The sequence below is a fragment of the Ferrimonas sp. genome, assembly GCF_048263965.1.
GTDB lineage: Bacteria > Pseudomonadota > Gammaproteobacteria > Enterobacterales > Shewanellaceae > Ferrimonas.
In genome coordinates, this window is sequence record NZ_JBLXDO010000002.1 from 172,463 (window position 1) to 197,940 (window position 25,478).

Annotated in this window: 22 protein-coding genes and 1 tRNA gene; 16 read left to right on the top strand and 7 right to left on the bottom strand. The window is 56.6% G+C overall.

The features are described 5' to 3' along the window. The 8 genes from ACN0RV_RS03600 (at nucleotide 1) to ACN0RV_RS03635 (ending at nucleotide 7,071) form a co-directional block, all read left to right on the top strand. Nucleotides 1-1,326 carry a CpaF family protein gene (locus tag ACN0RV_RS03600; RefSeq protein WP_417345657.1) on the top strand — a complete coding sequence of 442 codons (1,326 nt, stop codon included), beginning with the start codon at nucleotides 1-3 and terminating at the stop codon, nucleotides 1,324-1,326. A 9-nt stretch (nucleotides 1,327-1,335) separates the two neighbouring features. Next, on the top strand, nucleotides 1,336-2,310 hold the full coding sequence (locus ACN0RV_RS03605) for a type II secretion system F family protein (RefSeq protein WP_417345658.1): 975 nt from the start codon (nucleotides 1,336-1,338) through the stop codon (nucleotides 2,308-2,310). Nucleotides 2,311-2,312: 2 nt separating this feature from the next. Then, nucleotides 2,313-3,290 carry a type II secretion system F family protein gene (locus ACN0RV_RS03610; RefSeq protein WP_417345659.1) on the top strand — a complete coding sequence of 326 codons (978 nt, stop codon included), beginning with the start codon at nucleotides 2,313-2,315 and terminating at the stop codon, nucleotides 3,288-3,290. Nucleotides 3,291-3,303: 13 nt separating this feature from the next. Continuing rightward, nucleotides 3,304-4,329, top strand: a complete 1,026-nt coding sequence (locus ACN0RV_RS03615) for a tetratricopeptide repeat protein (RefSeq protein ID WP_417345661.1) — start codon at nucleotides 3,304-3,306, stop codon at nucleotides 4,327-4,329. Nucleotides 4,330-4,464: 135 nt separating this feature from the next. After that, nucleotides 4,465-4,764 (top strand): YciI family protein, encoded by a 300-nt coding sequence (locus tag ACN0RV_RS03620; RefSeq protein ID WP_417345663.1) that lies wholly within the window; start codon nucleotides 4,465-4,467, stop codon nucleotides 4,762-4,764. A 23-nt stretch (nucleotides 4,765-4,787) separates the two neighbouring features. Continuing rightward, the gene (gene xthA / locus ACN0RV_RS03625) at nucleotides 4,788-5,594 is read left to right on the top strand and encodes an exodeoxyribonuclease III (protein WP_417345664.1); all 807 of its coding nucleotides are present in this window, start codon (nucleotides 4,788-4,790) and stop codon (nucleotides 5,592-5,594) included. 338 nt (nucleotides 5,595-5,932) lie between these two features. Then, nucleotides 5,933-6,259, top strand: coding sequence for a hypothetical protein (locus tag ACN0RV_RS03630; protein ID WP_035385461.1), 327 nt, complete (start codon nucleotides 5,933-5,935; stop codon nucleotides 6,257-6,259). A 308-nt stretch (nucleotides 6,260-6,567) separates the two neighbouring features. Continuing rightward, nucleotides 6,568-7,071, top strand: a complete 504-nt coding sequence (locus ACN0RV_RS03635) for a glycine cleavage system protein R (RefSeq protein WP_417345666.1) — start codon at nucleotides 6,568-6,570, stop codon at nucleotides 7,069-7,071. A 73-nt stretch (nucleotides 7,072-7,144) separates the two neighbouring features. On the opposite strand, the gene ACN0RV_RS03640 is transcribed toward ACN0RV_RS03635, so the two are convergent. The 3 genes from ACN0RV_RS03640 to ACN0RV_RS03650 form a co-directional block, all read right to left on the bottom strand. Next, nucleotides 7,145-8,653, bottom strand: coding sequence for a DUF3360 family protein (locus ACN0RV_RS03640; RefSeq protein ID WP_028110278.1), 1,509 nt, complete (start codon nucleotides 8,651-8,653; stop codon nucleotides 7,145-7,147). Between the two features lie 510 nt (nucleotides 8,654-9,163). Continuing rightward, nucleotides 9,164-10,594 carry a sodium/pantothenate symporter gene (gene panF / locus ACN0RV_RS03645; RefSeq protein WP_417345668.1) on the bottom strand — a complete coding sequence of 477 codons (1,431 nt, stop codon included), beginning with the start codon at nucleotides 10,592-10,594 and terminating at the stop codon, nucleotides 9,164-9,166. Nucleotide 10,595: 1 nt separating this feature from the next. Beyond that, on the bottom strand, nucleotides 10,596-10,802 hold the full coding sequence (locus ACN0RV_RS03650; RefSeq protein ID WP_417345669.1) for a hypothetical protein: 207 nt from the start codon (nucleotides 10,800-10,802) through the stop codon (nucleotides 10,596-10,598). Between the two features lie 685 nt (nucleotides 10,803-11,487). Here ACN0RV_RS03650 and pflB point away from each other — a divergent pair. Then, nucleotides 11,488-13,770 carry a formate C-acetyltransferase gene (gene pflB, locus ACN0RV_RS03655; protein WP_417345671.1) on the top strand — a complete coding sequence of 761 codons (2,283 nt, stop codon included), beginning with the start codon at nucleotides 11,488-11,490 and terminating at the stop codon, nucleotides 13,768-13,770. Nucleotides 13,771-13,865: 95 nt separating this feature from the next. After that, nucleotides 13,866-14,609, top strand: a complete 744-nt coding sequence (pflA, locus tag ACN0RV_RS03660; RefSeq protein WP_417345673.1) for a pyruvate formate lyase 1-activating protein — start codon at nucleotides 13,866-13,868, stop codon at nucleotides 14,607-14,609. Nucleotides 14,610-14,672: 63 nt separating this feature from the next. On the opposite strand, the gene ACN0RV_RS03665 is transcribed toward pflA, so the two are convergent. Both ACN0RV_RS03665 and ACN0RV_RS03670 read right to left on the bottom strand, forming a co-directional pair. Beyond that, the gene (locus ACN0RV_RS03665; RefSeq protein ID WP_417345675.1) at nucleotides 14,673-16,193 is read right to left on the bottom strand and encodes an MFS transporter; all 1,521 of its coding nucleotides are present in this window, start codon (nucleotides 16,191-16,193) and stop codon (nucleotides 14,673-14,675) included. Continuing rightward, on the bottom strand, nucleotides 16,193-17,182 hold the full coding sequence (locus ACN0RV_RS03670; RefSeq protein WP_417345851.1) for an HlyD family secretion protein: 990 nt from the start codon (nucleotides 17,180-17,182) through the stop codon (nucleotides 16,193-16,195). The genes ACN0RV_RS03665 and ACN0RV_RS03670 overlap by 1 nt, the downstream gene beginning before the upstream one ends. A 219-nt stretch (nucleotides 17,183-17,401) precedes the next feature. Between ACN0RV_RS03670 and ACN0RV_RS03675 the strand changes: the two genes are divergently transcribed. Next, the gene (locus ACN0RV_RS03675) at nucleotides 17,402-17,998 is read left to right on the top strand and encodes a TetR/AcrR family transcriptional regulator (RefSeq protein ID WP_417345677.1); all 597 of its coding nucleotides are present in this window, start codon (nucleotides 17,402-17,404) and stop codon (nucleotides 17,996-17,998) included. Nucleotides 17,999-18,067: 69 nt separating this feature from the next. Next, nucleotides 18,068-18,715 carry a hypothetical protein gene (locus ACN0RV_RS03680; RefSeq protein ID WP_417345679.1) on the top strand — a complete coding sequence of 216 codons (648 nt, stop codon included), beginning with the start codon at nucleotides 18,068-18,070 and terminating at the stop codon, nucleotides 18,713-18,715. 78 nt (nucleotides 18,716-18,793) lie between these two features. On the opposite strand, the gene ACN0RV_RS03685 is transcribed toward ACN0RV_RS03680, so the two are convergent. Next, on the bottom strand, nucleotides 18,794-19,399 hold the full coding sequence (locus ACN0RV_RS03685; RefSeq protein WP_417345681.1) for a short chain dehydrogenase: 606 nt from the start codon (nucleotides 19,397-19,399) through the stop codon (nucleotides 18,794-18,796). A gap of 219 nt (nucleotides 19,400-19,618) precedes the next feature. Beyond that, the gene (locus ACN0RV_RS03690) at nucleotides 19,619-20,218 is read right to left on the bottom strand and encodes a short chain dehydrogenase (protein WP_417345683.1); all 600 of its coding nucleotides are present in this window, start codon (nucleotides 20,216-20,218) and stop codon (nucleotides 19,619-19,621) included. A gap of 92 nt (nucleotides 20,219-20,310) precedes the next feature. Between ACN0RV_RS03690 and ACN0RV_RS03695 the strand changes: the two genes are divergently transcribed. From ACN0RV_RS03695 to ACN0RV_RS03710, 4 genes are all read left to right on the top strand, one after another. Next, nucleotides 20,311-21,210 (top strand): LysR family transcriptional regulator, encoded by a 900-nt coding sequence (locus tag ACN0RV_RS03695; protein ID WP_417345685.1) that lies wholly within the window; start codon nucleotides 20,311-20,313, stop codon nucleotides 21,208-21,210. 503 nt (nucleotides 21,211-21,713) lie between these two features. Further along, a complete protein-coding gene (locus tag ACN0RV_RS03700) occupies nucleotides 21,714-23,594 on the top strand; it encodes a methyl-accepting chemotaxis protein (protein ID WP_417345687.1) in 1,881 nt (626 codons plus the stop codon). 287 nt (nucleotides 23,595-23,881) lie between these two features. After that, a tRNA-Arg gene (locus tag ACN0RV_RS03705) sits at nucleotides 23,882-23,957 on the top strand. Between the two features lie 672 nt (nucleotides 23,958-24,629). Then, the gene (locus tag ACN0RV_RS03710) at nucleotides 24,630-24,770 is read left to right on the top strand and encodes a hypothetical protein (protein ID WP_417345689.1); all 141 of its coding nucleotides are present in this window, start codon (nucleotides 24,630-24,632) and stop codon (nucleotides 24,768-24,770) included. Nucleotides 24,771-25,478: the final 708 nt, after the last annotated feature.

Here is a 25,478-nt window from a genome sequence, read left to right on the forward strand (position 1 = left end):
ATGGACGCTACTCAAAACGATAATGACATCAGCAAAAAGTTGCTGACGGAGCAGGAAAACATCATCAAGAAGGAGCTGCATGACCGACTGATGCAGCTGTTGGATGTCTCCCGACTGGAAGCCGTGTCCGAAATAGAGGCCAGGCAGCAGATTGCCAAGATCTGCAACGAGATCCTCTATGAGAATCCCCGCCCCATCAATCTCAGCTCCAGAGAGAAGATCATCAAGCAGATCAACGATGAGGTTATGGGACTGGGGCCACTGGAAACCCTGTTGGAAGACCCCACCATCTCCGACATCCTGATCAACAACTTCAACCACATCTTCGTCGAGCGCTTCGGTAAACTAGAGCAGGTGCCCATGCAGTTCAACGACGACCAGCACCTGCTTAACACCATCGACAAGATCGTTTCGGGCGTGGGTCGCCGGGTGGACGAATCCAGCCCCATGGTGGATGCCCGTCTTAAAGATGGCAGCCGGGTGAATGCCATCATTCCCCCCCTGGCCTTGGACGGCCCCAGCATGTCCATCCGCCGCTTCACCGTTGACAAGCTGACTGCCGAGCAACTGGTTCAGTTTGGCTCCATGACCCAGGCAATGTCCGACGTACTCAATGCGGTGGTCATGGGCAAACTCAATGTGCTGGTCTCAGGAGGTACTGGTAGTGGTAAAACCACCCTGCTCAACATCCTTTCCGGTTACATCCCCTCAGATGAGCGCATCATCACCATCGAGGACTCGGCGGAACTGCAGTTGCAGCAGCCCCACATCGTCCGCCTGGAAACACGCCCCTCCAACCTGGAAGGACGAGGCGAAGTAACCCAGAGAGACCTGGTGAAAAACTCACTAAGGATGCGCCCGGATCGTATCGTCGTGGGTGAGGTGCGAGGCGCCGAAGCCATGGACATGCTCACCGCCATGAACACAGGTCACGAAGGCTCACTGACCACCCTGCACGCCAACTCGGCGCGGGACGCCCTCAGCCGTCTGGAGAACATGGTGTGCATGGCCGGCTTCGACGTACCGGTCAAGAACATCCGCACCCAGATCGCCTCCGCCATCGACCTGGTGGTCCAGCTTGAGCGGCAGGAGGACGGCAAGCGCCGGGTGGTCTCCATCACCGAAATCAACGGTATGGAAGGCGAAGTGATCACCATGTCGGAGATCTTCGGCTTCCAGCGCCAGGGCAGAAACGAAGAAGGACAGATCCTCGGCCAGTACCGAGCCAGCGGCGTGATACCCAATTTCCACGACCAACTGGCAAAGAAAGGGATTGTCCTGCCTTTCGAACTCTTTGGCGTCGACAACAACATGGACATTCTCTAGGAGACGGCCATGAGCATTGAACTAATCTTCCTCGGCTGCGTGTTTGCCGCCGTATTGCTGCTCTCCCAGGCTCTGTTTCTACCTGTGTATCGCCCCCAGCGGGGTGACACCCGGGTGATCAAGGAGCGATTGAAGCAGCTTGCCAAAGAGAAAGGGGACGATGAGGAAAATCTGTCTCTGCTCAGGCGCAACCGATTGCAGAAAACCTCTGCCCTGGGTAGACAACTGGAGAGCTTCTCCTTTATCCAGAACCTCTCCTTCAAGCTGGAACAATCCGGCTCCTCCTACCTCGGGCACCAGTACCTGATCATGGCCCTGTTCACCGCCATGGTGCTCAGTTCCATCTGCTGGATGTTCACCAACGACTGGCTGTTTTGCATCATCACCGCGGTACTGACCATCACCCTGTTCCACATGAAGCTCAACCGAGATTTCGACAAGCGAATGGAGGCCATCGAGACCCAGTTCCCAGAGGCCCTGGACATCCTTCGACGGGGCCTTCAGGCCGGTTACGCCTTCTCCGACTCCATCAAGCTTGTGTACGAAGAGATGGAGGGGCCGCTGGCCTTCGAATTCAGGCTGATGTTTGCAGACATCAACTACGGTAAGGACACCAAACGGGCTCTGCTGCGCTTCATCGAGCGGGTCCCGTCGGTCTCCGCCATGGCCTTCTCCTCGGCGGTACAGGTACAGAAGGAGACCGGTGGCAACCTGGCTGAGAACATGAAGAACCTTTCCCGCATCATCCGTCAGCGATTCACCTTCAAGCGCAAGGTCAAATCCATGTCGGCAGAGGGTCGCATGTCCGCCTGGGTGCTGGTGCTGATGCCCTTGGGGCTGTTTGCCTTCCTGTTCCTGACCTCACCCAGTTACGCCCGGGAGCTGACCGACAGCCCCGATGGCCACAGACTGATGATATATGGTGCCCTCGGCATGCTCCTTGGTACCTACTGGATTGGCCGGTTGATTCGCATCGAGGTGTAACCATGGACTATCTGTTAAGCCTGATTACCGAACTACTCAACGATCCCGCCCAGGCGTTGTACGTAGTCTACGCAATCGCCGCCGTAGCGGGAGTCACCCTGGCATTAGGCATAGGGCAAATTCTCAGCGGACTCTACTCACCCACGCGCAAGCGCCTGGCTCAACTGAAGATGCAAGAGGGGCCCCAGGTCAATGTGGGCCCGGATTTCGATGAGTCCCTGGAGCATGGTCTGTCCAGCAAGAAACGACAAGAGCTGATCGGCCGGTTCGCCTTCGGCAATGAGGAGACCCGTAAGCGCCTTATCCACTCTGGCTTCCACTCCAACAGTGCACTGGCCATCTTCAACGGCTGTCGCATCCTGCTGTTTGTGGGCGCGGCCATTGGCTCTCTCTATCTGCTCAAGGCATTTCCCGACACCTCCAATACCATCCTGTTTTACGGCATAGCCGTGATGATGGGGATAGCTTTTTTGCTGCCGTCCATGGCCCTGGACCATTTGGCCAATCGACGGATGCGCAAGCTCAAACAGGGATTTCCTGATGCATTGGATCTGCTGGTGGTATGTTGTGAGGCAGGACTGGGACTGCTGGCCGCCCTCAACCGGGTCGCCACCGAGATTCGACTGAGTCATTTCCAGCTATCCGAAGAGCTGCACCTGGTGTGCCAGAAATGTCGCGCCGGACTGCCCATGAACGTTGCCCTGCAGGAGTTTGCCGAGCGCACCGGCCTGGAAGACATTCAGGGGCTCAACGGCTCCATAACCCAGAGTATGCGCCTGGGTACAGGTATTGCTGAAACATTAAGGGTTTACTCAGAGGAGTATCGCGAGAAACGGATTCAGGCTGCGGAAGAGATGGCCGGAAAACTTGGGGTCAAGATGATGTTCCCCATGATCTTCTGTATCTGGCCCTCCTTCTTCATCGTGGCCATCGGTCCGGCGATGCTCAAGTTGGCTGAGGTTTGGGATGTGGCTTTCTAGACAAGGACGCACTATGAAAAGAAGAACACTGATACCCGTAATCACTCTGGTGCTCACCCTGAGCGGGTGTGCCACCGCGCCCAAGCAGACGGCGCCGCCTCAGGCCAATCCGGCAGAGCTGGTGGCCAAGGCCGAGAAAGCCGTCAGTCGAGGCCAGCTGGACAATGCCCTCTCCCACTACCTTCAGGCGCTGGAACAGAAACCCGGTGACCCCGACATCCTGATGGAGATTGGCGAAATCCAGACTCAGTTGGGTCACACCGAGTATGCCCTGAAAGCCTTCACCGACGTATTGGAGCAGCAACCGGACAACGTTGAGGCCCTGACCTCCCTGGGACTGCATAAGCTGAATATGGGAGAGAACATGCAGGCGCAGATCTATCTCAACAAGGCCGCAGACCTGGATCAACTCAGAATACTGACTCTGAGCGCACAGGTGGTGGTGGGTGAAAATTCCCCTTTGCAACCGCTGGATGCAAGCTCACCACTTCGCTGCTACAACGCCCTGGGCATCTTGAAGGATCTCGGCGGCGAGTATGCCGATGCGCGGGAGTATTATCGGCTGGTGCTCTCCCGGGCGCCCTCTGCCGCCAATGTCCTGACCAACATCGGCTACTCCTACTACCTGGACGGCAACCTTCGCCAGGCGGAGATCTACCTGAGACAGGCGGTCCAGAAACAGCCTGATTTCAAGCGCGCCTGGAACAACCTGGGACTGGTGTACGCCCGCATGAAGCACTACAAACGCGCCCTGGTGGCACTGAAGCAGGTGATGCCCGAAGCCGATGCCCTCAACGATCTCGGCTACTTCGCCATGCTGGAAGGACGCTATGGTGATGCCCAGGAGCTGTTCTGGAAGGCGATTGACGCCTCCCCCACCTACTTTGCCAAGGCGCAGGACAACCTGGAGAAGCTTCAGGAACTTCAGGGGAAAGCCACCGCCGGTGCCAACCATTACCGGCCGGTCAACCTGCTGCTGGAAGCCGAATACAAGGCGAAGATCAGCGCCGAACCTATCTCTTCCACCTCGAAAAAATAGCCCTATGCCCCCGGCAAACTGTCCGGGGGCTGACCCACATTCACTTTTCTTCAACAGGGTGGGATCTACCCCTTTACTCAGCCATAAGTAGCACTGATAATCAGGATGATTTTCACAATAAGGAAGGATATGGCTATGTGGTACATGATCTACTCCGAGGACGTTGAGAACAGCCTCCCACTGCGCAGAGAGGCTCGTCCAGCGCACCTGGCCCGACTGCAGCAACTGAAAGAGGAAGGCCGCCTGTTTGCTGCCGGTCCCCTGCCAGCCGTTGACGCGGAAGATCCAGGCGAAGCAGGTTTCACCGGTTCCCTGGTAATCGCCGACTTTGACTCCCTGGAAGCTGCTCAGGCCTGGGCCGACGCCGATCCCTACATCGATGCCGGTGTCTACGCCAAGTCCACCATCAAGCCTTACAAACTGGTACTGCCCTAAACAATCAACAAACGGAATCACCAATGAAGTTCGTGTCATTTAATATCAATGGCATTCGGGCTCGGCTACATCAACTGCAGGCGCTGATCGACACCCATCAACCTGATGTGATCGGTCTGCAGGAGATTAAGGTGGACGACCCCCAATTCCCCCTGGAACAGGTTCAGGAGATGGGGTATCACGTCGTCCACCACGGTCAGAAGGGTCACTATGGAGTGGCCCTTCTTACTCGCACCCCTCCCAGAGAGGTGCAGAAAGGCTGGACCACGGATGACGACGCCGCACAGAAACGGATGATCATGGCCACCGTTGATGGCCCCGACGGAGAATCGATACGGGTGCTCAACGGTTACTTCCCTCAGGGGGAAAATCGCAGCCATGAAACCAAGTTTCCAGCCAAGCAAAAGTTCTACTCCGACCTGATGGATCACCTTGGCCAACACCACACGCCAGATGATAACCTTGTGATTATGGGGGACATTAACATCAGTCCCACGGATCTGGATATCGGCATCGGCGAGGCCAATGCCAAGCGGTGGCTAAAGACCGGAAAGTGTTCCTTTCTTCCAGAAGAAAGAGAATGGTTAAGCAAATTAGTGGGTTGGGGATTAACGGACAGCTTCAGATATCTACATCCTGAAATTGACGACCGTTTCAGTTGGTTTGACTACCGTTCAAGGGGCTTCGATGATAACAGAGGGTTACGCATTGATGTGATCCTTACCAGCGAATCTTTGACGAAAAGGTTAACCCAATCGGACGTGGATTATGATCTGCGAGGCATTGAAAAGCCCTCCGACCACGCGCCCATCTGGACCACCATTAAGTGACAAACCGGCCTCCGGGTGAGATTTTCAAGGAAATATGCGGAATTTAGATTACATAATAACCGCACCTTATGACTCCGTAAGGCCGACAAGTTGACAGTAAAGGCGCGTATACGCGCCTTTACTTAGTTAGTAACTTGTTAAATTTCGTATTGAATCAAGTTTTAATAATGCTTGAACTTCAGCGAAGATGTATGTCAGATCAAATTTTCATTTTTTAAAACTGGCTATCGAACATATCTGCTGATATCAATACGCATGAAACACCCAATTAAACGCGTATTTATTATAAGAACAACGAAGGTTGTCAAAAGAGCATTGAGCAGAGGAAACACATAACAATGGCACAAGCTCAACTTACGAAACTGATGGACGCTGTAGAGATCTTCAGAGATGTGTACTCCGAGATTCCACCCCAGACCTGCTTGATGTTCATGCAGGTGTGTCAGGAAGAAGGGTGCTCTATCAAAGATCTGCAAGAACGTTTCGAAATGTCCCAGGCCAGCGCCAGTCGCAATGCGCGACTGCTGTCCGAGCGGGTACATTCCGGACGCCAGGGATTGGGACTAGTTGAACTCCGTATCGATGAGCAAGACTACCGCATCAAGCGAGCCTTCCTCACCGAGAAAGGAAGGGAGGTGAGAGATCGCTTGTCGGCGGTCGTCTAACTTCACCTCTTTTATAGCGATCAACTTGCCGGGCAACCTTTGTCACCTGGCCCTTCAATGCCACCCTGCGGGGTGGCATTTTAGTTTCGGTCACCTCAGGCGCCACTGGCAGCTTTCTAACGCACTCCTGAGTCAAACCCACCCTTTGCCCTCAAGTCACGCTTAATAGGCCAATACGCACGCTCTTAGCTGGAAAATGCTAAAGTAATAATCAGGTAGGGAAAACCCAACCTGCGCCGGGCCACACTAAGGGCTCTGCTCCAAGGTTTGTCCTGGCGACTCATGCCTCAAGAGACAAGGAGCGACGGATGAAAACCAGAACCATAGCGACCGTAACCGGTGCCGACCGCAGCGGACTGCTCAATTTACTGGCCAAGCTTACTCGCCAATTGGACGGCGTCTGGACTGCCAGCAAGGTGATCCACATGGGCGGCCAAACCGCCATCATGCTGGACATCACACTGCCCGACTCCAACATCAAGGAGCTGAAGGAACGTTTTGAAGCGGTCCACCGACTCCACTGCGTCTTCAACGATCCTCCGCAAGAAACTCCCCATGAGTACCTGCTGGCCCTGCATGTGGATGCCGACGACAGGGTGGGCCTGATCCGGGACATCACCGCCGCTGTGCACGAAATGGACATCGACATCACCAGCTTCAACAGCGTTCGCCTGGCCGCCGGAGGCCTGGGGCGCACCGTGTTTACCGCCTCCCTGGAACTGGCTGCCCCCAGCCAGATAGACGCCAAGGTTCTGGTCGACAAGATTGAAAGCCTGGAAGGCAACATCCGCGCCGAGGCAGAAGCCGCCTAACACAGTCAAATCCGCGACAAGCAGGCATAAAAAAACGCAGCCAATGGGCTGCGTTTTTTCGTGTGTCGTGCTGTTACAGCAGGGCAGGTACGCCAGGCAGCATACCAACAGCCAGCATAGCGGCAACACAGATGATGAAGGCGCCGGCAGGAATTACCATGCGGTCCATGAAGGACAGCTTCTTAGCGCGCTCTTTGTCACCGATCAGGCCGTTGTTGTCCAGCAGCATGGTCAGGGCCCAGGCGAATACAGGGTTAACCACGATGGAGGCAAAGATACAGATACCGGCGGACTGAGAGTCCTTGGTGTCTTTAACCATCTGCATGCCAGCTTCCAGCAGAGGCAGGAATACACCTACCAGCAGGGCGATGGACATAACAGGACGCCATACGGTGATGTCCATTGGGTAGCCGATGATGGCAACCACAATACACAGGACACCCAGCAGAATCGCACCAGCGGGGATAGGACGCTTGGCGATGGCCGCAGGGATCATGTAAGTACCCCAGGAGGAGGTGATGTTACCGCCACCGAAGCCAGTACCAACCATCTGACGGATGGAGCAGCAGGTCATGGTGTCATCAACGTCCATCAGTACCTTGTCGGTGCCCTTAGGATAGTTCAGCTCCTGGAAGATACGGTGACCCAGGAAGTCAGGAGACCACATGGCTACCGCCAGGATGGCGAAAGGCAGGGAGGCGATGAAGTGCTGCATGTTAGGCAGACCCAGTTGCCAGCCGGTCTCGGTGGAGCCCCACCAGTACCATGGGTTCAGGTTAGGCAGGCCAGGAGAAGTGACGAACTCCAGATCCAGGCCGGCGCCGAACAGGAAGGCAATCAGTACCGCGGCGATGGAGCACAGAGGAATCGCCAGCCAGCGCTTGCCCAGGCGGGCCAGCACGGAGTAAACAACGATGTTTACCGCCAGGATCATCAGAGCAACGTGGCTCAGGCTGTAGTCCAGGGCGTGCTTGGCCTGCAGACCCTCAGCCCAGGTGAACAGAGAACCGATCTGGCCCATGGAGCCCATGGCCCCCAGGTACACCAGCAGACCGCCGGCAACCCCTTCTCCGGTGAGGTTAACGAGTTTCGACCCCCCCTTGAAGTAACTAAGCAGCAGACCGAAAACACCCAGCAAGATAGCCAGTGCCAGAGGGTGAGCACCCGCCAGAGCAATGGCACCAATCAGAGGGATCATGGGGCCGTGGTTACCGGCCAGGTTCGCTCTGGGGTTCAGGAAACCGGAACCCAGAATACAGAACAGCAGTGCGGGGATCAGCATCTCCACGCGGACCACTTCAATGGCCCACTCGGCGCCCAGGTTTACGTGGTCCCACTTTTCAGTCAGGCCCGAACCCCAGGCGGCCATTACCGCAGAGTACATCACGGTAATACCGATGGTACCGGCGATGGCTGGTACCAGATCTTCCCACTCAAAACGGAAGTCACGACCCGGAAGGTTCAGACCCCAGCGACGTGGCTTCATGATTTGCAGCTCGTGGTCCAGATAGTCTGAACGGCTGTCAAATTCACTGCTAGGCTTGTGCAACTCGCTATAAGTCGAGTTTTCTACGTCCCGCATGCTTATCAACCTCGATTAAAAATCACCTTGGAGCTGTGGTGTAGGCCCGTCGGCCGCCCCCACATTGTTTTCGCCTTACCCCGATGCCAAGGAGCAAATTGGTAAGACCATTTTACTAAAAAGAAATCGGCTGAATTAAACTTCAGCCCCGAATCGATGTCAAACTACGAAACGTTAGCCCGATCACAAGAATAGTGACGCTGCTTCAGTTCGTTTTTTAACAAATCAGATAAGTGCTGGTTATAAAAGATAAAATTGGCTTATTGGCGCATTTTAGCTGCCGTGCTCAATTAATTGATCTTGAACAATATTGAGCGAGATTTCCCAATTCGGTGATATTGGAATAATCCTTAACAATCTGTTGACCAGTAATAACCATAGACCATGGTCCGGTAACATCATGAACCAGCTGATCCCAGATGTGAACTGAGCCCAAAAAAGCCGGCACTGATGCCGGCTTTCATTATTTAACAGAGCGTTGACCCTGGCGTCATTGCACCTATCGGGGCTCTAACCTTTGCTGGACAGCTTCAATCGCCCCACCACTCCCTGGGCCAGGACAAAGGCCAGCAGAGAGATCACCAATGCCGGCACTATGGCGTGCAGGGTCAGCAGCTTGATCTTCAAAAAGGTCAGCGGCAGATAGGTCGCCAGTCCCGCCACCATGGCCGCCAGCGCCGCCTCGCCCTTGGCCTGCTTCCAGAACAGCCCCAGCACCAGGGGCCAGAGGAACACCACCTGCAAGGCGCCAAAGGCCGCCATATTCAGCCAGATGATCATCTGCGGCGGGTCCAGGGCCATCAGGGTACAGGCCAGGGCCACCCCAAATGTGGTCAGCCTGGTCAGCCACTTCATCTGTGTCTGGGTCAGGCTGCGCCCCTGCATCGCCAGATCGCGAACCAGGGTAGAGGTGGTCTGCAGCAACATGGAGTCCACCGAGGACATCACCGCCGCCACCGGCGCCGCCAGCATCAGTCCTGCCATCCAGGCGGGGAACAGTTGCACCATCAGAGTGGGGATGATCTCGTCCGGGCTGCTTAGCTCAGGCACCAGGGGGCGCCCCAGGGCCCCGGCCAGGTGAGGCATCAGGGTCACCAGGGCGGTCACCAGGGTGCCCAGCACCATAGCCCGGGCGATCGCCTGTCCATCCCGGGCGGCCATCACCCGAATCACCGTGTGGGGCAGACCTATGGTGCCAAAGCACACCAGCACCCAGAAGGAGAACAGGAAGGGCCAGGAGATAAAACCATCGGGGCCATGGGGGGCGATCAACCCGGGATCAATCTGGGCCATCTGCTCGGTCAGGTTGGTCATGCCGCCCCCCTGCCCCAGCACACCGATGAGTAACGCGAACATCCCCACCAGCATCACCAGCCCCTGAATGGCGTCGGTGTAGCTGACCGCCCGAAACCCGCCCCACAGGGTGTAGATCACCACGGTAGAGACAAAGAGTAATAAGGAGGTGGTATAGGGGATCTCTGCCACCACACTGAGCAGACGCGCCCCGCTGGTGAACTGCACCACGATCATTCCCAGGAAGCCCGCCACCAGGCTGGCACCGGACAACCAGAGTAACCAGCGGTTCTGATACCGGTTTCTAAGTATATCCAGAATGGTTACCGCGCCCGTTTCACGGGCCAGGTGCCACAATCTGGGACCCAGGACACCTAAGGTCAATAAAGCCACTGGGACCTGGATCACGGCCAGGAGCACCCACCCTAGGCCAAACTTGTAGGCGGCACCAGGCCCTCCTATATAGGAACTGGCACTGGTATAGGTGGCCACCAGGGAGAGAGCGAGGATCCCGCCCCCCATGAACTGTCCCCCGAGGAAGTGGCTGCGGGAGAACTCCTGGCCCGTGTTGGCACGGCGCGCTGCCAGGCGCGAAACCAGCAGGGTCGCGGCCAGATAGGCCAAAATGGCAATCAATATGGGGTTCACGTCAGCGGCGCCTCAACAACATCATATAGGCCGCCAGCACCAGCCCGAAGGGGGCCATCAGGCAGGAGAACCAGAACCACAGCGGCAGGCCCCAGAACCGGCCTGCCCCTTCAAGAAGCAGGGGCCCGCTCAGCCAGAGCAGCACATAGGCCAGGGTCAATCCCAGGGCCTTGGCGGTCAGATGATCAGGTAATTGTTTATTTTTCAATGATCTGTCCTTGGGAGACCTATCCCTATACGCAGTTATACAGGGGATAATGCCTCATCAACAGGGGGGATTTCCATTTGCGGTGAAACTCGGGAAAACCTCGAAAAAGAAGGGGGTCACTCTACCCCTTTATGCCGCAATAATACAAAACTCCAAAGTGTTAACCAACCACAAACAGAACCGCCAAAACTGCGATTATTTGTCGAACATCACGAGATCCAGATCACAAAAAACCAGCGAAAAATCCCGATCAGGTTCGCGCGCGCTTTCCAGATTATGAGCACCTTCACAAAGCTGTTCACGATTAGCCCGAAAAGTTGGCAAGGGAGCTACGCTTTGGAACAATGGTAAAACCAATTGGCTGAATCGCTTTCAAGCGTCTGGGAAACAGGCGGTTTGAACTTCGTTACCAGGAGTGTGACGGACAGAGCAATCTGGCGATGGAGTGGCAGCGGCACAGTCTGCAACTACCTATACTTAGGGACAAGCTATATTGGGTACCACCCATACCTTTGTGCCCAAAGAGGGTGGTCAGTAAGCCAGAAGAGATTTGCATTTTTGCAACCGGTCCTGCCCCTGGATGACCAAGAGCAGAACCGTAAAATCGCTTCGTCATAGAAGGGACATCCCGACGTGCCGTCGATGACGAAACGTATCATCTTTACTATGTTAAAGGTTAAACACTATGACAGAGAAAACGACTCAGTTTGCAAAGGCTTGGGAAGGCTTTGCGGCAGGTGACTGGAAATCCGAAGTTAACGTTCGTGACTTCATCCAGAAGAACTACACCCCCTATGAAGGCGACGAGTCCTTTCTAGCCGGTGCTACCAAGGCCACCGACGACCTGTGGGCCAAGGTAATGGAAGGCATCCGCATCGAGAACTCCACTCACGCGCCTGTTGACTTCGACACCTCCAAGATCTCCACCATCACCTCTCACGACGCCGGTTACATCAACAAGGATCTGGAAAAGATCGTTGGTCTGCAAACCGAAGCTCCTCTGAAGCGTGCCATCATCCCTAACGGCGGTATCCGCATGGTTGAGGGTTCCTGCAAGGCCTACGGCCGTGAGCTGGATCCTATGACCAAGGAGATCTACACCGACTACCGTAAGACCCACAACGCTGGCGTTTTCGATGTTTACACCCCAGACATCCTGCGTTGCCGTAAGTCCGGTGTGATCACCGGTCTGCCAGATGCCTACGGCCGTGGCCGTATCATCGGTGACTACCGTCGTGTTGCCCTGTACGGTATCGACTTCCTGATGCAGGACAAGCTGAACCAGTTCCACAGCCTGCAGGACGACCTGGAGAACGGTAACGGTCTGGAAGACGTACTGCGTCTGCGCGAAGAGATCGCCGAACAGCACCGCTCCCTGGGCCAGATGAAAGAGATGGCTGCTAAGTACGGCTTCGACATCTCCAAGCCTGCTGAAACTGCTCAAGAAGCTATCCAGTGGACCTACTTCGCCTACCTGGCTGCCATTAAGTCTCAGAACGGCGCTGCCATGTCTCTGGGCCGTACCTCCACCTTCCTCGACATCTACGTTGAGCGTGACCTGAAGAACGGTGTTATCACCGAAGAGCAGGCCCAGGAGATGCTGGACCACTTCGTAATGAAGCTGCGTATGGTTCGCTTCCTGCGTACCCCTGAGTACGATCAGCTGTTCTCCGGCGACCCAATCTGGGCCACCGAGTCCATGGCTGGTATGAGCCAAGACGGCCGCACTCTGGTAACCAAGAGCTGCTTCCGCTTCCTGAACACCCTGTACACCATGGGTCCAAGCCCAGAGCCGAACATCACCGTTCTGTGGTCTGACAGCCTGCCAGAAGGCTTCAAGAAGTACTGTGCGAAAGTATCCATCGATACTTCCTCCATCCAGTACGAGAACGATGACCTGATGCGTAAGGACTTCGACTCCGACGATTACGCCATCGCTTGCTGTGTATCCCCACAGGTTCTGGGTAAGCACATGCAGTTCTTCGGCGCTCGTGCCAACCTGGCCAAGACCATGCTGTACGCCATCAACGGTGGTATGGATGAGCTGTCCAAGACTCAGATGGGTCCAAAGATGGAGCCTATCACTGACGAAGTTCTGGACTACGACACTGTTTACGCCAAGCTGGACACCTTCATGGACTGGCTGGCCAAGCAGTACGTCACCGCTCTGAACTGCATCCACTACATGCACGACAAGTACTCCTACGAGGCTTCTCTGCTGGCTCTGATGGATCGCGACGTTGAGCGCACCATGGCTTGCGGTATCGCTGGTCTGTCCATCACCGCTGACTCCCTGTCTGCTATTAAGTACGCCAAGGTGAAAGCAGTACGTGACGAAGACGGTATTGCTACCGACTTCGAGATCGAGGGTGACTATCCTAAGTTCGGTAACAACGACCCACGCGTAGACGAAATCGCCTGCGAGCTGGTTGAGAGCTTCATGCAGAAGATCCGCGCTCTGACCACTTACCGTAACTCCACTCCTACTCAGTCCATCCTGACCATTACCTCTAACGTGGTATACGGTAAGAAGACTGGTAACACCCCTGACGGTCGTCGTACTGGTCAGCCTTTCGCGCCTGGTGCTAACCCAATGCACGGCCGTGATGAGTCTGGTGCTGTTGCGTCCCTGACCTCCGTTGCCAAACTGCCCTTCGCCCACGCGAAAGATGGTATCTCCTATACCTTCTCCATCGTACCTGGCGCCCTGGGTAAGGACGAAGACGGTCGTCGTGCTAACCTGGCTGCCCTGATGGACGGCTACTTCAAGAACACTCAAGTTCGCGAAGGCGGTCAGCACCTGAACGTTAACGTGATGAACCGCGAGATGCTGCTGGATGCCGTTGAGAATCCAGAGAAGTATCCTCAGCTGACCATCCGCGTTTCCGGTTACGCCGTACGCTTCAACGCTCTGACCAAAGAGCAGCAGCAGGACGTAATCACCCGTACCTTCACCGAAACCATGTAAGGTGAACTAACCACGGGTTAAGATAGAGGCTCTGTCACTGACAGGGCCTCTTTTACTTTTTTTCAGCCAAAACCTGGCTGCACTTCGGAGAGACAATGAGCGTAGAAGGTCGTATTCATTCCTGGGAATCCTGTGGCACCGTAGACGGTCCAGGGATTCGCTTTATCGTGTTTATGCAGGGATGCCTGATGCGCTGCAAGTATTGCCACAACCGGGACACATGGGATCTGAATGACGGTAAGGTTGTTACCGTTGACGAGGTCATGGACCAGGTTGACTCCTACCGCTACTTCTTTGAAGCCAGCGGAGGCGGCGTAACCGCCAGTGGCGGTGAAGCCATATTGCAGCCCGAGTTCGTCGCCGAACTCTTCCGTCGCTGCAAAGAGCACGAAATCGACACCTGTCTGGACACCAACGGCATGGTGCGTCACTACACGCCCGCCATCGATGCCCTGCTGGACAACACGGATCTGGTGATGCTGGATCTGAAACAGATTAAGGATGATGTGCACCGCAACCTGGTGGGCGTCTCCAACAAGCGCCCCCTGCAGTTTGCCGAGTACCTCGCCAAGCGCAATCAGCGCACCTGGATCCGCTACGTAGTGGTTCCCGGCTACACCGACGACAACGAATCCGCCCAGGAGCTGGCGGAGTTCGTAGCGGCCAAGCTGCCCAACGTCGAACTGGTGGAACTGCTGCCCTACCACGAACTGGGCAAGCACAAATGGACCGCCCTCGGTGAAGAGTATGAGCTGGACGGCGTCAAGCCCCCCAGCGGCGAGACCATGGAGCGTATCAAGGGGATCTTCGAATCTCAGGGCCTCAAAGTTAAGTACTGAGCCCAACACGCAAAAAAGGGAGCCAAACGGCTCCCTTCTCTTTTTCCGGCTCCCAGATTACGACTAGGATTTTGTCGCCTGCTTGGCCGCCCACACCTTGCTGCCTACCATCAGCACCGCACAGCAGGCGATGGAGGCGATCAGCCACTGGAAGCTGTTGACGCTGGCCACCGAGGCCACCTGCCCCTTGAGCGCGCCACTGAGCAGTGCCGAGGTGATCTGCCCGCTGGCGCCCAGCCCCTGAGACAGGCTGTGAGAGTAGTGGTGGAAGGTGTCACTGGCCGGGTTGAAGTAACTGCCCAGCACCGAGGTGGCATTGGCCGCCTCCAGGGTCTTCAGCCTGGAGAACTCGGCGATGGAGAGCATCGACCCCAGGGTGCGGAACAGATAGAACCAGGCCACCCCCTGCAGCAGGTGCGCCCTCGGCAGGCTGCGCAGGATGTGAATCACCACGGTGACATTAAGAATGCCCACCGCCAGCCCCTTCAGCAGCATGGCGGGCCACAGGTCACTCAGGCCACTGTCGCCGCTGCTTGAGGTCATCAGCACACAGGCGATCACCATCATCAGCACTCCCAGGGGCACCACCTTGTCCGGCTGACCGCCGGGGAAGTAGGTCACCCTGACCGCCACCAGCGCCCCCAACAGCATGCCGCCGAAGCTTACCAGTTCCAGCTGTCCCAACTGGGCATGACTGTAGCCCAAAGTGCCGGTAACAAAGCCGGAGGTGAGCATGGTGGCGCCCATCACCGCAAAGCCGGCCACCGCCGCATTGACCATCCCCACCCGGGCCGAGGGCAATGCCAGCACCTGGGGCTCCAGCAAAGTTCCCCTGCCCCAGCCTCGCCGTATGGCCACCACAGCCAACGCCCCAAGAGGCAGCGTCAGCGCCGCCAGGTCGGTAATCTGCGGATCATCAAACCAGTTGTACCTCTCGCCTTTCAGCAGCAGCAACGTCACTGCGGTCAGGACTGCGCCAAGCAGCCCAGCCTGAACCCAGTTGAACCTGTGGCGCTCAGCCTGCTCCGGCCAGGGCCAGGGGCCAAACCGAACCCAGTAAAGCAGCGCCAGATAGGGGATAAGCTGCAGGGCAAAGGCCCAGTGCCACAGGCCCGCTTCCGCCAACTGCCCCATCAGCAAGGGGTAGAGCCCCAGGGGAGCCAGCACCACCACCAGAGACATCACCGCCTGTACCACGGAGATGGCGCTGAAATTCAGGCTGCCCAGCACCACCCGATGAGCCAGCAGCAGCATGGCACTGGCGCAGACCCCATGGAGAAACCAGGCGGGCCAGTGCCACTGGGTTGGCGCCAGCAGGGTCGCCAGGGTGGCCATCGCGCCCACCAGGGCTGCGCCGCGCAGCAGTTGACGACTGCCCCACTGGCGGGCCAGCCAGGCGCTCAGAGGCAGAGACAGGATCTGCCCCAGCATATAGAGCAGGTTCAGCCAACTGGCCTCATCCGCCGACAAGCCCAGGGCCGCGGCAATCTCGCCACTGCCGGCGGAATAGATGCCTGAGCTCAGCCCCTGAGGCAGCAGCAGCAGTATCGCCAGCAGCAGGGTGGGCAGCGGACGCACCGTCATCAGCCCTGCCCCCGGGTATCCACCTCAACCACCGCCGACAGGCCAGGTACCACCCGGCCCTTCAGCGCCTGGGGCAGCTCCAGCACGATCTTCACCGGCACCCGCTGCACCACCTTGACGAAGTTGCCGGTGGCATTGTCCGGCGGCAGCAGGCTGAACTGGGCGCCGGTGGCCGGCGACACGCTCTCGACCCGGCCATTGAGGGGCTGCTCAGGGAAGCTGTCCAGAACCACGGTCACCGGCTGGTCCGGCAGCATCTGGGTCAGCTGTCCCTCCTTGAAGTTGGCGTCGACCCAGAGGTTGTCCGTGGGCACGATAGAGAGCAATGGCGTACCAGGAGCCACCAGCTGACCGACCCGCACCCCACGGTTGCCCACCACACCGGAAACCGCGGCGCGAATCTGGGTGTCCTCCAGCGCCAGCTCCGCCAGGGTCAGGGCCGCCCTGGCCTGCTCCGCCTTGGCTTCCAGCTGCTTCAGGCCGCTGCGGGCCGAGGCCAGCCCCTGACGGGCCCCCTCCAACTTGAGTTCGGCGCTCTGCTCACTGAGCCGGGCCAGTTCCATTCGGGTCTTCTGGGCATCGTGCACCGACGCCGAGGTCAGGTTACGCCCCAGCAGCTCTGACTGACGCTGCCACTCCAGTTTCTGCAGCTCGGCGTCGGTGTGGGCCGACTCGATGCCGGTGGCCGCCTGGTCCACCGCATTTTGCTGGATCTGCACCTGCTGGCGGGCACTCTCTACCGCCGCCAGGGCTTCGGCCAGTGCGCCCTTGGCCTGATCACGACGCGCCAGGTAATCCCGGTTGTCCAGCTCGGCCAGCAAGGCGCCCTGCTCCACCCACTGGTTATCGTCCACATTCAGCCGGGTGACCACACCGCCCACCTCGGCGCTGATCTGGGTGATCTCGCCCTGCACATAGGCGTTGTCCGTCTTCTCCACGCCAGATTGAGGTGCCAGATAGAGATAGAACCCGGACAGTGCTGCCACCATGACTCCCGCCAAAATCGCTGGTTTTAACTTGCCGCTCATAGAAACACCCTTGCTCATTGCCGGTTCAGGAGATCAACGCTCACCCGCGCGAAGCCCTTTCGAGCCCTGTGGTGGCGTGATCTTCCTCAACACAAAAGATACTGTACTGTACAGTATCATAATGAGTCAGTATGATGTTTGGCAAGAGATCACCGCATAAAACTGTACTAAGGAGTACACATGCGCCCCTCAAGTCTTAAGAAACGTCAGAAGTATCTGGAGGTTGCTACCGAGCTGTTTTTGGAGCACGGCTTCGAGGGAACCGGTCTGGATCAGCTGATTGCCCAATGTGGCGGCTCCAAGCTCACCCTGTACAACTACTTTGGTGATAAGCGCGGCTTGTTGAAAGAGGTGGTCACCGGCGTTACCGAGACTCTGCATCAACATCTGGTGTTCGATGCCGACGACACCGCCTCCACCGAGATGCAGCTGCGAGAGTTTGCCAAGCGCTACGCCAACTTCATCTATCATCCCCGATTCATGAACCTGTTCCGCCTGGTGATGGAGCGCAGCGATCAGGACCCGGAACTGGCGGCCCACTTCCTGGAGCGGGGCCCCAAATACGCTCTGCAGGTACTGGAGCAGTTCCTGGCAGCCCGGGTCGACCGGGGGGAGCTGAAGCTGGACGATCCCCACATGGCCAGTGAACACCTGCTGGGTGCCCTGCGCAGCTCCCGCTACTTCGAAGCCCTGCTGACCCGCACGCCCCTGGCAGAGGAGGAGCTCAACCAGTACGCCGATCGTGCCGTCACCACCTTCCTTAAGGGAGCAGGCTAAACGGACCACGGAGGAAAGCGTTAGCTCAATGGGTTACCCTTAATTAAGGAATAAGGAGACGCGCCATTGATGACTGAACTGCCCACCCCCACCGAAGGACTGGCCTGGATAATCTGGATCTGGCTGATGATCCACTGCATTCGCCAGGGTGGACTGTGGCAGTCGATGCGCCAACACAGCTACCTGCTGCACCTGACCCTGGGCACCATAGTGGGACTGGCCGCCCTATGGCGATTGCGCGCCGGGATCTACGAAGGACTGGAGCTTCACTTCGTCGCCCTGACCGTCACCACCCTCATCTTTGGCTGGCGCAACGCCCTGCTGGTGGGCAGCGCCGCCATGCTGATACTGATGCTGTTTGGGGTCGAGCAATGGCAACAGGCCGGTGTCATCGCCCTGCTCGGCATCACCGCCCCGGTGCTGCTGAGTTTCGCCATCCTTACCCTGAGCCACAACACCCTGCCCCGCAACCTGTGGATCTACATCTTCGTCGACGGCTTCCTCAATGGCATCCTCTGCTTCATGGCCCGCACCCTGTTGCTGGCCCTGTGGTACAGCGGTGAGTATGACTGGACCGTCATCCGGGACAACTACCTGATCCTGATGCCGCTGTTCTTCTTCCCCGAGGCGATGCTCAACGGCTTCAGTACCACCCTGCTGGTGGTGCACAAGCCCCACTGGCTGGCCACCTGGCGCGAGGAGCAGTACCTGAAATAGCGGTCTCTGAGACCAGCCCCATCTGACGGACACAAAAAAGCCGCCCATCACAAGCGGCTTCCTAATGCAGCACCGGAGCTAGGCGGCAATCAACTCGGCCACCCTCAGGGTCTGCCCGGTCATGGTGCCGTTCAGCGCTGCCAGGTACACCTCGGCGGTCTGGTCGGCGCTAAAGGCGTCCTCATTACTCATCCCCATCATCGCCAGGGTCTCCTCCACGAAGCTGGGGCAGACCACATTCACCCGCAACTGAGGCAGCTCCAGGGCCACCGCCCGGGCGAAGCTTTCCAGGGCGCCATTGGCCATGGCCACACAGGCACTGCCGGGCACCGGGTTCTGGGAAACAAACCCCGACGTCAGGGTGATGGAACCACCGGGTCTCAGGTAGCGGCGGCCAAGACGCACCAGGTTCACCTGGCCCATCAGCTTGTTGTCCAGGGTCTGCTGGTAATCCGCCTGGGTCAGGTGCTCGAAGGGACCGAAGCTGGAGAGGCCGGCGGCACAGATGATCGCATCCAGATCGCCGGTATGTTCAAACAGGCTGTGCAGCGAGTCGAGGTCGCTGAGATCGCACTGAAGGTCGCCATGACTGAAGCCGGCGGTAATCAGGGTATGGCTGTGCTTCAGGCGGTCTGCCACGGCACTGCCGATGGTGCCGCTTGCTCCCACAATGAGAATTTTCATCGGAAATCCTGCTGTTTTTGCTGTTATTTTTGGTCGCCACTCGTCCTATAAACGCCCTGTGGCTTAGCAAAAGCATCCGTGATGGGAAGCATTCTCGCCCAAACCTTTCCCTAACACAATAGGGCCACACTTGTCATACCCCTAGGGATAATGTCGTTACTTACTGATAAATAAATCAAAAAAAACGGCCATGAGGCCGCCATTTTCGCTGAACATGATTTACAGGTAATCGGGCACATCCAGGGTCTCGCCGGACATCTTTCCCTCCAGGGCGGCGATGTAAGCCTTGGCGGTATCCTGGGCAGACACCCCTTGGCTGCTGTCCATGCCCATCATCTCCATGGTCTCCTTAACGAATGCCGGTGCCACGGCATTAACGCGAATCTTGGGCAGCTCCATCGCCGCCGCCTTGACGAAGCTCTCCAGGGCGCCATTGACCATGGAGATGGACGCAGTGCCGGGGAAGGGCTGGCGAGACAATACGCCGGAAGTCAGGCTGATGGAGCCACCGTCGTTCAGGTACTCGGCGCCGTAGCGCACCAGGTTCACCTGGCCCATCAGCTTGTTCTCCAGAGCCAGGGCGTAATCCGCATCGCTCTGCTCAGCCAGGGGACCAAATGCGGCCACACCGGCGGCGCTGATGATGGCGTCCACCTTGCCGACCTGGGCCAGCATCGCCTGGATGGACTCCAGACTCCCCAGGTCCACCTGCACATCGCCTCCCTTGTGGTTTGCGCTGATGACCTCATGCTTACCTTCCAGGTGAGCCGCAATGCCTTTACCAATGGTGCCGCTGGCACCGATCAACAAGATTTTCATAACTCTGCTCCTTCACTGTATCTCTGTGTTGGATTCAGCATAGGCCCTCGCTTAAAATAGAAAAATAACCTCAAAATGAAATCAATTTTCTCATGGAAAGAAAAATAGATCTGATCAAAGCGATGCGCACCTTCCTGGTGGTGGTGGACCAGATGAGCTTCTCCGGCGCCGCCCGTCAGCTCAACATCGTGGTCTCGGCGGTCAGCCGCCAGGTCTCCGACCTTGAGAAACACTTCGACTGCACCCTGCTCTACCGCACCACCCGCGCCATGCAGCTGACCCCTGAGGGCCGCTTCTACCAGGAGGAGTTCAAAGGGGTACTGGACCGGCTCGATGCCCTGGAGTCCACCACCCAGGCCCGCCGCCAGGTGATTGGCGGCCACCTGCGCATCACCAGCGCCTACAACATCGATCAGTTGGGGATTCAGAACCACATCGCCGACTTCCTCAAACAACACCCGAACGTGCGCCTCTCCTGGGTGATGGTCAACCGCTACGTCAACCTGATTGAGGAGGGGTTCGACCTGGCCCTGCGGGTGGGCCAGCTGCCGGACTCCAGCTTCATCGCCCGCGACTACCACACCATCGGGGTGCGTTTCGTCGCCAGCCCAGGCTATCTGGCCGAACACGGCACCCCCAGCCACCCCAAGGAGCTGGTGAATCACAAGATGCTCATCGACGGCTCCAACCGCCAACCGGGACGGGTGCGCTACTTAGACAATGGCAAAGAGCAGCAGCTGAGCGTTCAGGGACAGATAGAGGTCAATCAGGGACCGGTGCTGGGACAACTGGCCGCCGCTGGCCTGGGCATCGCCCAACTGCCGGACTTCATGGTGGAGGACGCCCTCCAGCGGGGCGAGCTGGTGTCCATCATGGAAAACTATTGCCTGCCCAGAATTCAGGTTTCTCTGGTGTACCCGGCCAGTAAGCTCACCGACCCCACCCTGCGCGCCTTCATTGACCACCTTCTGGCCGCGCAAGGGCACCCCTAGCTCTGGGAGAACTTAAGCCCGACAAGGGCACCGACGCTTCCCGGCGTATCGGTTTAATCAGCCTTATATTTCGGGAATAGTCCGGCAATTGGACGATTCCCAAGCCAACGCTGCTCTGACCAGGTAATGTTCGGGCTTTGCCAGCTTATATCCGTGTCAGGCAGGGACGTGCCGTAATCCGTTTTAAGCCCCATCTTAAGCTGCCGTTGACTTGGCTAAAATCCCGGCGCAACATACTGGAAAGCTATCAAAATTAATAATGCTTATTGCGCCAATCAATTGAATATAAAAACAAAATCAACAGACATTAGGCTCGTCATGCCAGGCTTGGACACAGCCGCGTCACAGGGCTCCTCATTGCGACTGCCGATGAAAACATGGTTCACTTCGCTCACATTTTCCAGGGTAGAACCATGTCTAAAATCAGTCATCAATCCAAGTGGTGGTTCAGCCACTGGAGCATCAAGACAAAAATATCATTACTTTTTGTTTTAATTGGTGTTTTGCCAACTGTACTCAACACCTCCATTTTCAATCTGCGCGCCAGCAGCGACGTCGAAGACAAGATATTTCGACAACTTGAATCCATAAACGAAATAAAACACGCACAAATAGATAACTTCTTCACCGAGCGCCGCGGTGACATCGAAGTTCTGGCGAACATTATCCCCTTTTTGGATGAGGCGGATTACGACGTATTCTTCCCCAAATACATTGAGCAGTATGGCTACTACGACCTGTTCCTGATCGACCGGGACGGTTTTGTTCATTACACCGTTGCCAAAGAGGCGGACTATCAAACCAACATCCTCAACGGCAGGTACGCCGGCTCCAACCTGGGCTCTCTGGTCTCACGAGTAATGGACAGTGGGCAGTACGGCATCGTGGATTATCGCCCCTATGCACCCAGCAACGACGAACCCGCCGCCTTTATCGCCCTGCCCGTGCAAAACGGCGACATGGTGGTTGCCCTGCAGATCTCCCAACAAGGTATCCAGCGCATCATGTCGGTACGCGATGGCATGGGCGAAACCGGTGAGAGCTACCTCGTCGGCAGTGACAAGCGCATGCGCTCCGATTCCTACCTGGATCCGGCCGGACGCTCCATCAAAGCAAGCTTTGCCGGTACCGTGGCCAAAAACGGCGTCGACACCAGCGCCGTGCAGCGCGCGTTGAATGGCGAAAGTGGCGTTGACCTTATCGTGGATTACAACGGGAATGAGGTGCTGTCCGCCTATGCGCCGGTCAGGATCGGCGACTTTACCTGGGTCATCCTCAGCGAAATAGACGCCAAAGAGGCCTTCGCCTCCATCGAGCAGACCACCTACATCTCGGTCATCCTCATTACCGTGTCGTCGCTGGTGATTGCGCTGATCGGGTTACTGATCTCCAGCAAACTGGCCGCGCCAATCATCGCCGCTTCCACGCTGGCCGAGAAGGTGGCCGAGGGCAAGCTAACCGACAACATCGAGGTTACTGCCCACGATGAGGTTGGCCAGTTGCAGCGAGCCCTGGTCAAGATGGTGGAGAACCTGCGTACCATGGTCAGCCAACTGACCGACATATCCATCCAGCAGGGCACCACCGCCGACGAGTTGGCGGCCGTCACCGAGCAAACCAGTGCAGCGGTAACCGAACAGCAGGCCCAGACCACCCAGGCGGTGACCGCCACCAACCAGATGAGCGCCACCATCCGCGAGATAGCCTCCACCACCTCAAACGCCTCCACCGTCTGTGAAGAGGTGCTGGCACAAGCCAAGGAGGGGGCAACCCACATCGAAACCACCTACGATGCCCTGGTGGACCTGGGACAAACCACCCAATCGACCGCAGACCAGATCAACAAGTTGCGCCAGGATTCGGACCAGGTGGTGAAAGTACTGGGGGTCATCAAGCAGATTGCCGAACAGACTAACCTGCTGGCCCTGAACGCCGCCATCGAAGCCGCCCGGGCAGGAGAACATGGACGGGGCTTTGCGGTGGTCGCCGACGAGGTGCGCCACCTGGCCCAGTCGACCCAGGCGTCCACCACCGAAATTGAGCAGATCATCGATGCCATCGTCCAGGGCACCAACGGCGCCGTATCGACCATGGAGACCAATGTGGAACAAACCGCCAGGGTCCAGGAGATCGCCAACCAGGCAAACCAGATCAACCAACTGGTGTCCCAGGAGGTCAGCGGCATCAACGACATGGTGATGCAGATTGCCGCAGCCACCGAGGAACAGACCTCCGCCATCGATGAGATCAGCCAGAGCATTGAGTTCATTAATACCGGGGTCACCGAAACGGAGAAGGCCACCCGCAACGTGGCAGATTCGAGTCACGAGCTGTCGCTGATGGCCCACTCGCTGACCACGGAAACCAAGAAGTTCACCTTGTAACTTTCATGTCTGGCCGCAGGCAAGCGCCCGCGGCCGGAACAACGCGTTCCCAACCAAGCGGAGACCAACGGAAGGACTCCGCTTTTTTTAACGTTTCACCGCCCAAAACAGACAGGTAGCCGAGCCCGACGCTACCACCAGTCCCCCGATGCCGCCCGCTTTACCGGCAAAAAATGGTCTCTCAACAGCCAGGCTACGGCGACACCTTCAGGGGATGACCAAAAAATCCTCAAACAAATCAAAAGGGTTTTCAACCGCCGCTAAACCCGGCTAGAATGCAGAGCGTACTCCCTATAGCTCAACAGGATAGAGCAGCCGCCTCCTAAGCGGCCGATCGAGGTTCGAGTCCTCGTGGGGAGGCCACCCCTACAAGCAATTGAAAAGTAAGACCTTATCCACTAAGGACACTTAGTCAAACTACCTCCTAAAAATCACAAAACCTGCCTCGGGTCTCGCTCTGGGTCTCGCTTTGCGGATTTGAGTTTGACCTAGTCTCTCGCATGGGCCACGTAGTTCAAATCACAGCGCCCGATCAATGTAGCGCGTCGGCCAAAATGAGAACTCGCGCCACCTAGATTGAGAAATCTAGAAGGCATCGTTGCCAGTCCTCGATCTTCCAAAAGAGTTCGCATTGCAAACCCCATCCAAGAGAATCGCGCCCCCTAAATAGTGAAACGCCCGCCCACCAAGGGCTCCAGCCTCACTCGACCAATATCCAGTAAGATCCATGAGACCAAATTTCTAAGAATCGTGTGCTCAAAAGGCCACTTCTTCTGCAAAACACTTACTTTGGTATCAGGTGCGTTATCTCACACGTGAAACAGCGCCAACAACAGCTTTTAGATTGCCGTAAAGACAAACCCTGACTGACTCATTTTTATCCACTTAACCATCGGTTTTGTCAGTCATTTTAAGGTCAATCGTATAACTGGAAGATGGCACTTTTCTCTCGATACCACCCTATAGGAGATAAGGCCGCATCAGGATGGCTCTTGTTCTTCATTAGCCAAGTAACTTTTCAATAGGAGTATCAAGATGGACACACTGACCCCCATGCTAATCACTTTAGTCTCAAGCGTATGCCGCATCATCGCGGAGAAACTGGGCAAGCGGGACACCAATCCCAACATCTATATCAACGGCCAAAAGGTGCACATTCATGTGCATTACCACTAGGACACTATCTGGCTGGGCTGGGCATCGCCCAGCCTATCTCGATTATGTAGGTGCTTACAGGCTGCTTCTCTTTGGATAACGTTCTATTAGGTAAAGGCTCCAAGATCAGAGTGGAGTGCACTTGTGGTGAGATTGAATGGGCAGGGCGCCCTTTGGATGCTTGGTACGATTAGCATTTGAAAGACTGACATAAAAAAACCCCGGCTCTCACACCGGGGTTTTCGCCTCTTTAACAAAGAGGCCTCGATCACCTAGTCAACGGCAGATCGAGCAAGCTCATACCTAGCTCGAGGTCACCTTATTGTACATATACTCTTTGTGCAACCCTTTTCGTTGGCATCTTTGACAATACTCAGCCCTTTCAACTGGCTAATCATGCTGCCACACCAAACAACTCGAAAATGCCGAAGGTCAACACCAGCTGTTTACTTTGTCAACTCATAGATTGACATTTATTCCAAATCTCATAGCCCCGCAAAAGCAAAGTCAGTAAACCACTGTTATTAAATGGCATTAGAAACGTAACCATCCCCAAAAAAACAGTTGAAAAATGTCTTGTGACAGATCTATTCTATGCTCCGAGCCAACAAGCTCCCCGAACGAAAAAACCGAAGGTTCTCTCACCCTTCATTCTTTTAACCACAGGCTTCGAGTTGTTCATACCTAGCTCAGCCTGACCAATAGTAAGGTACGACATCCATGATCGAT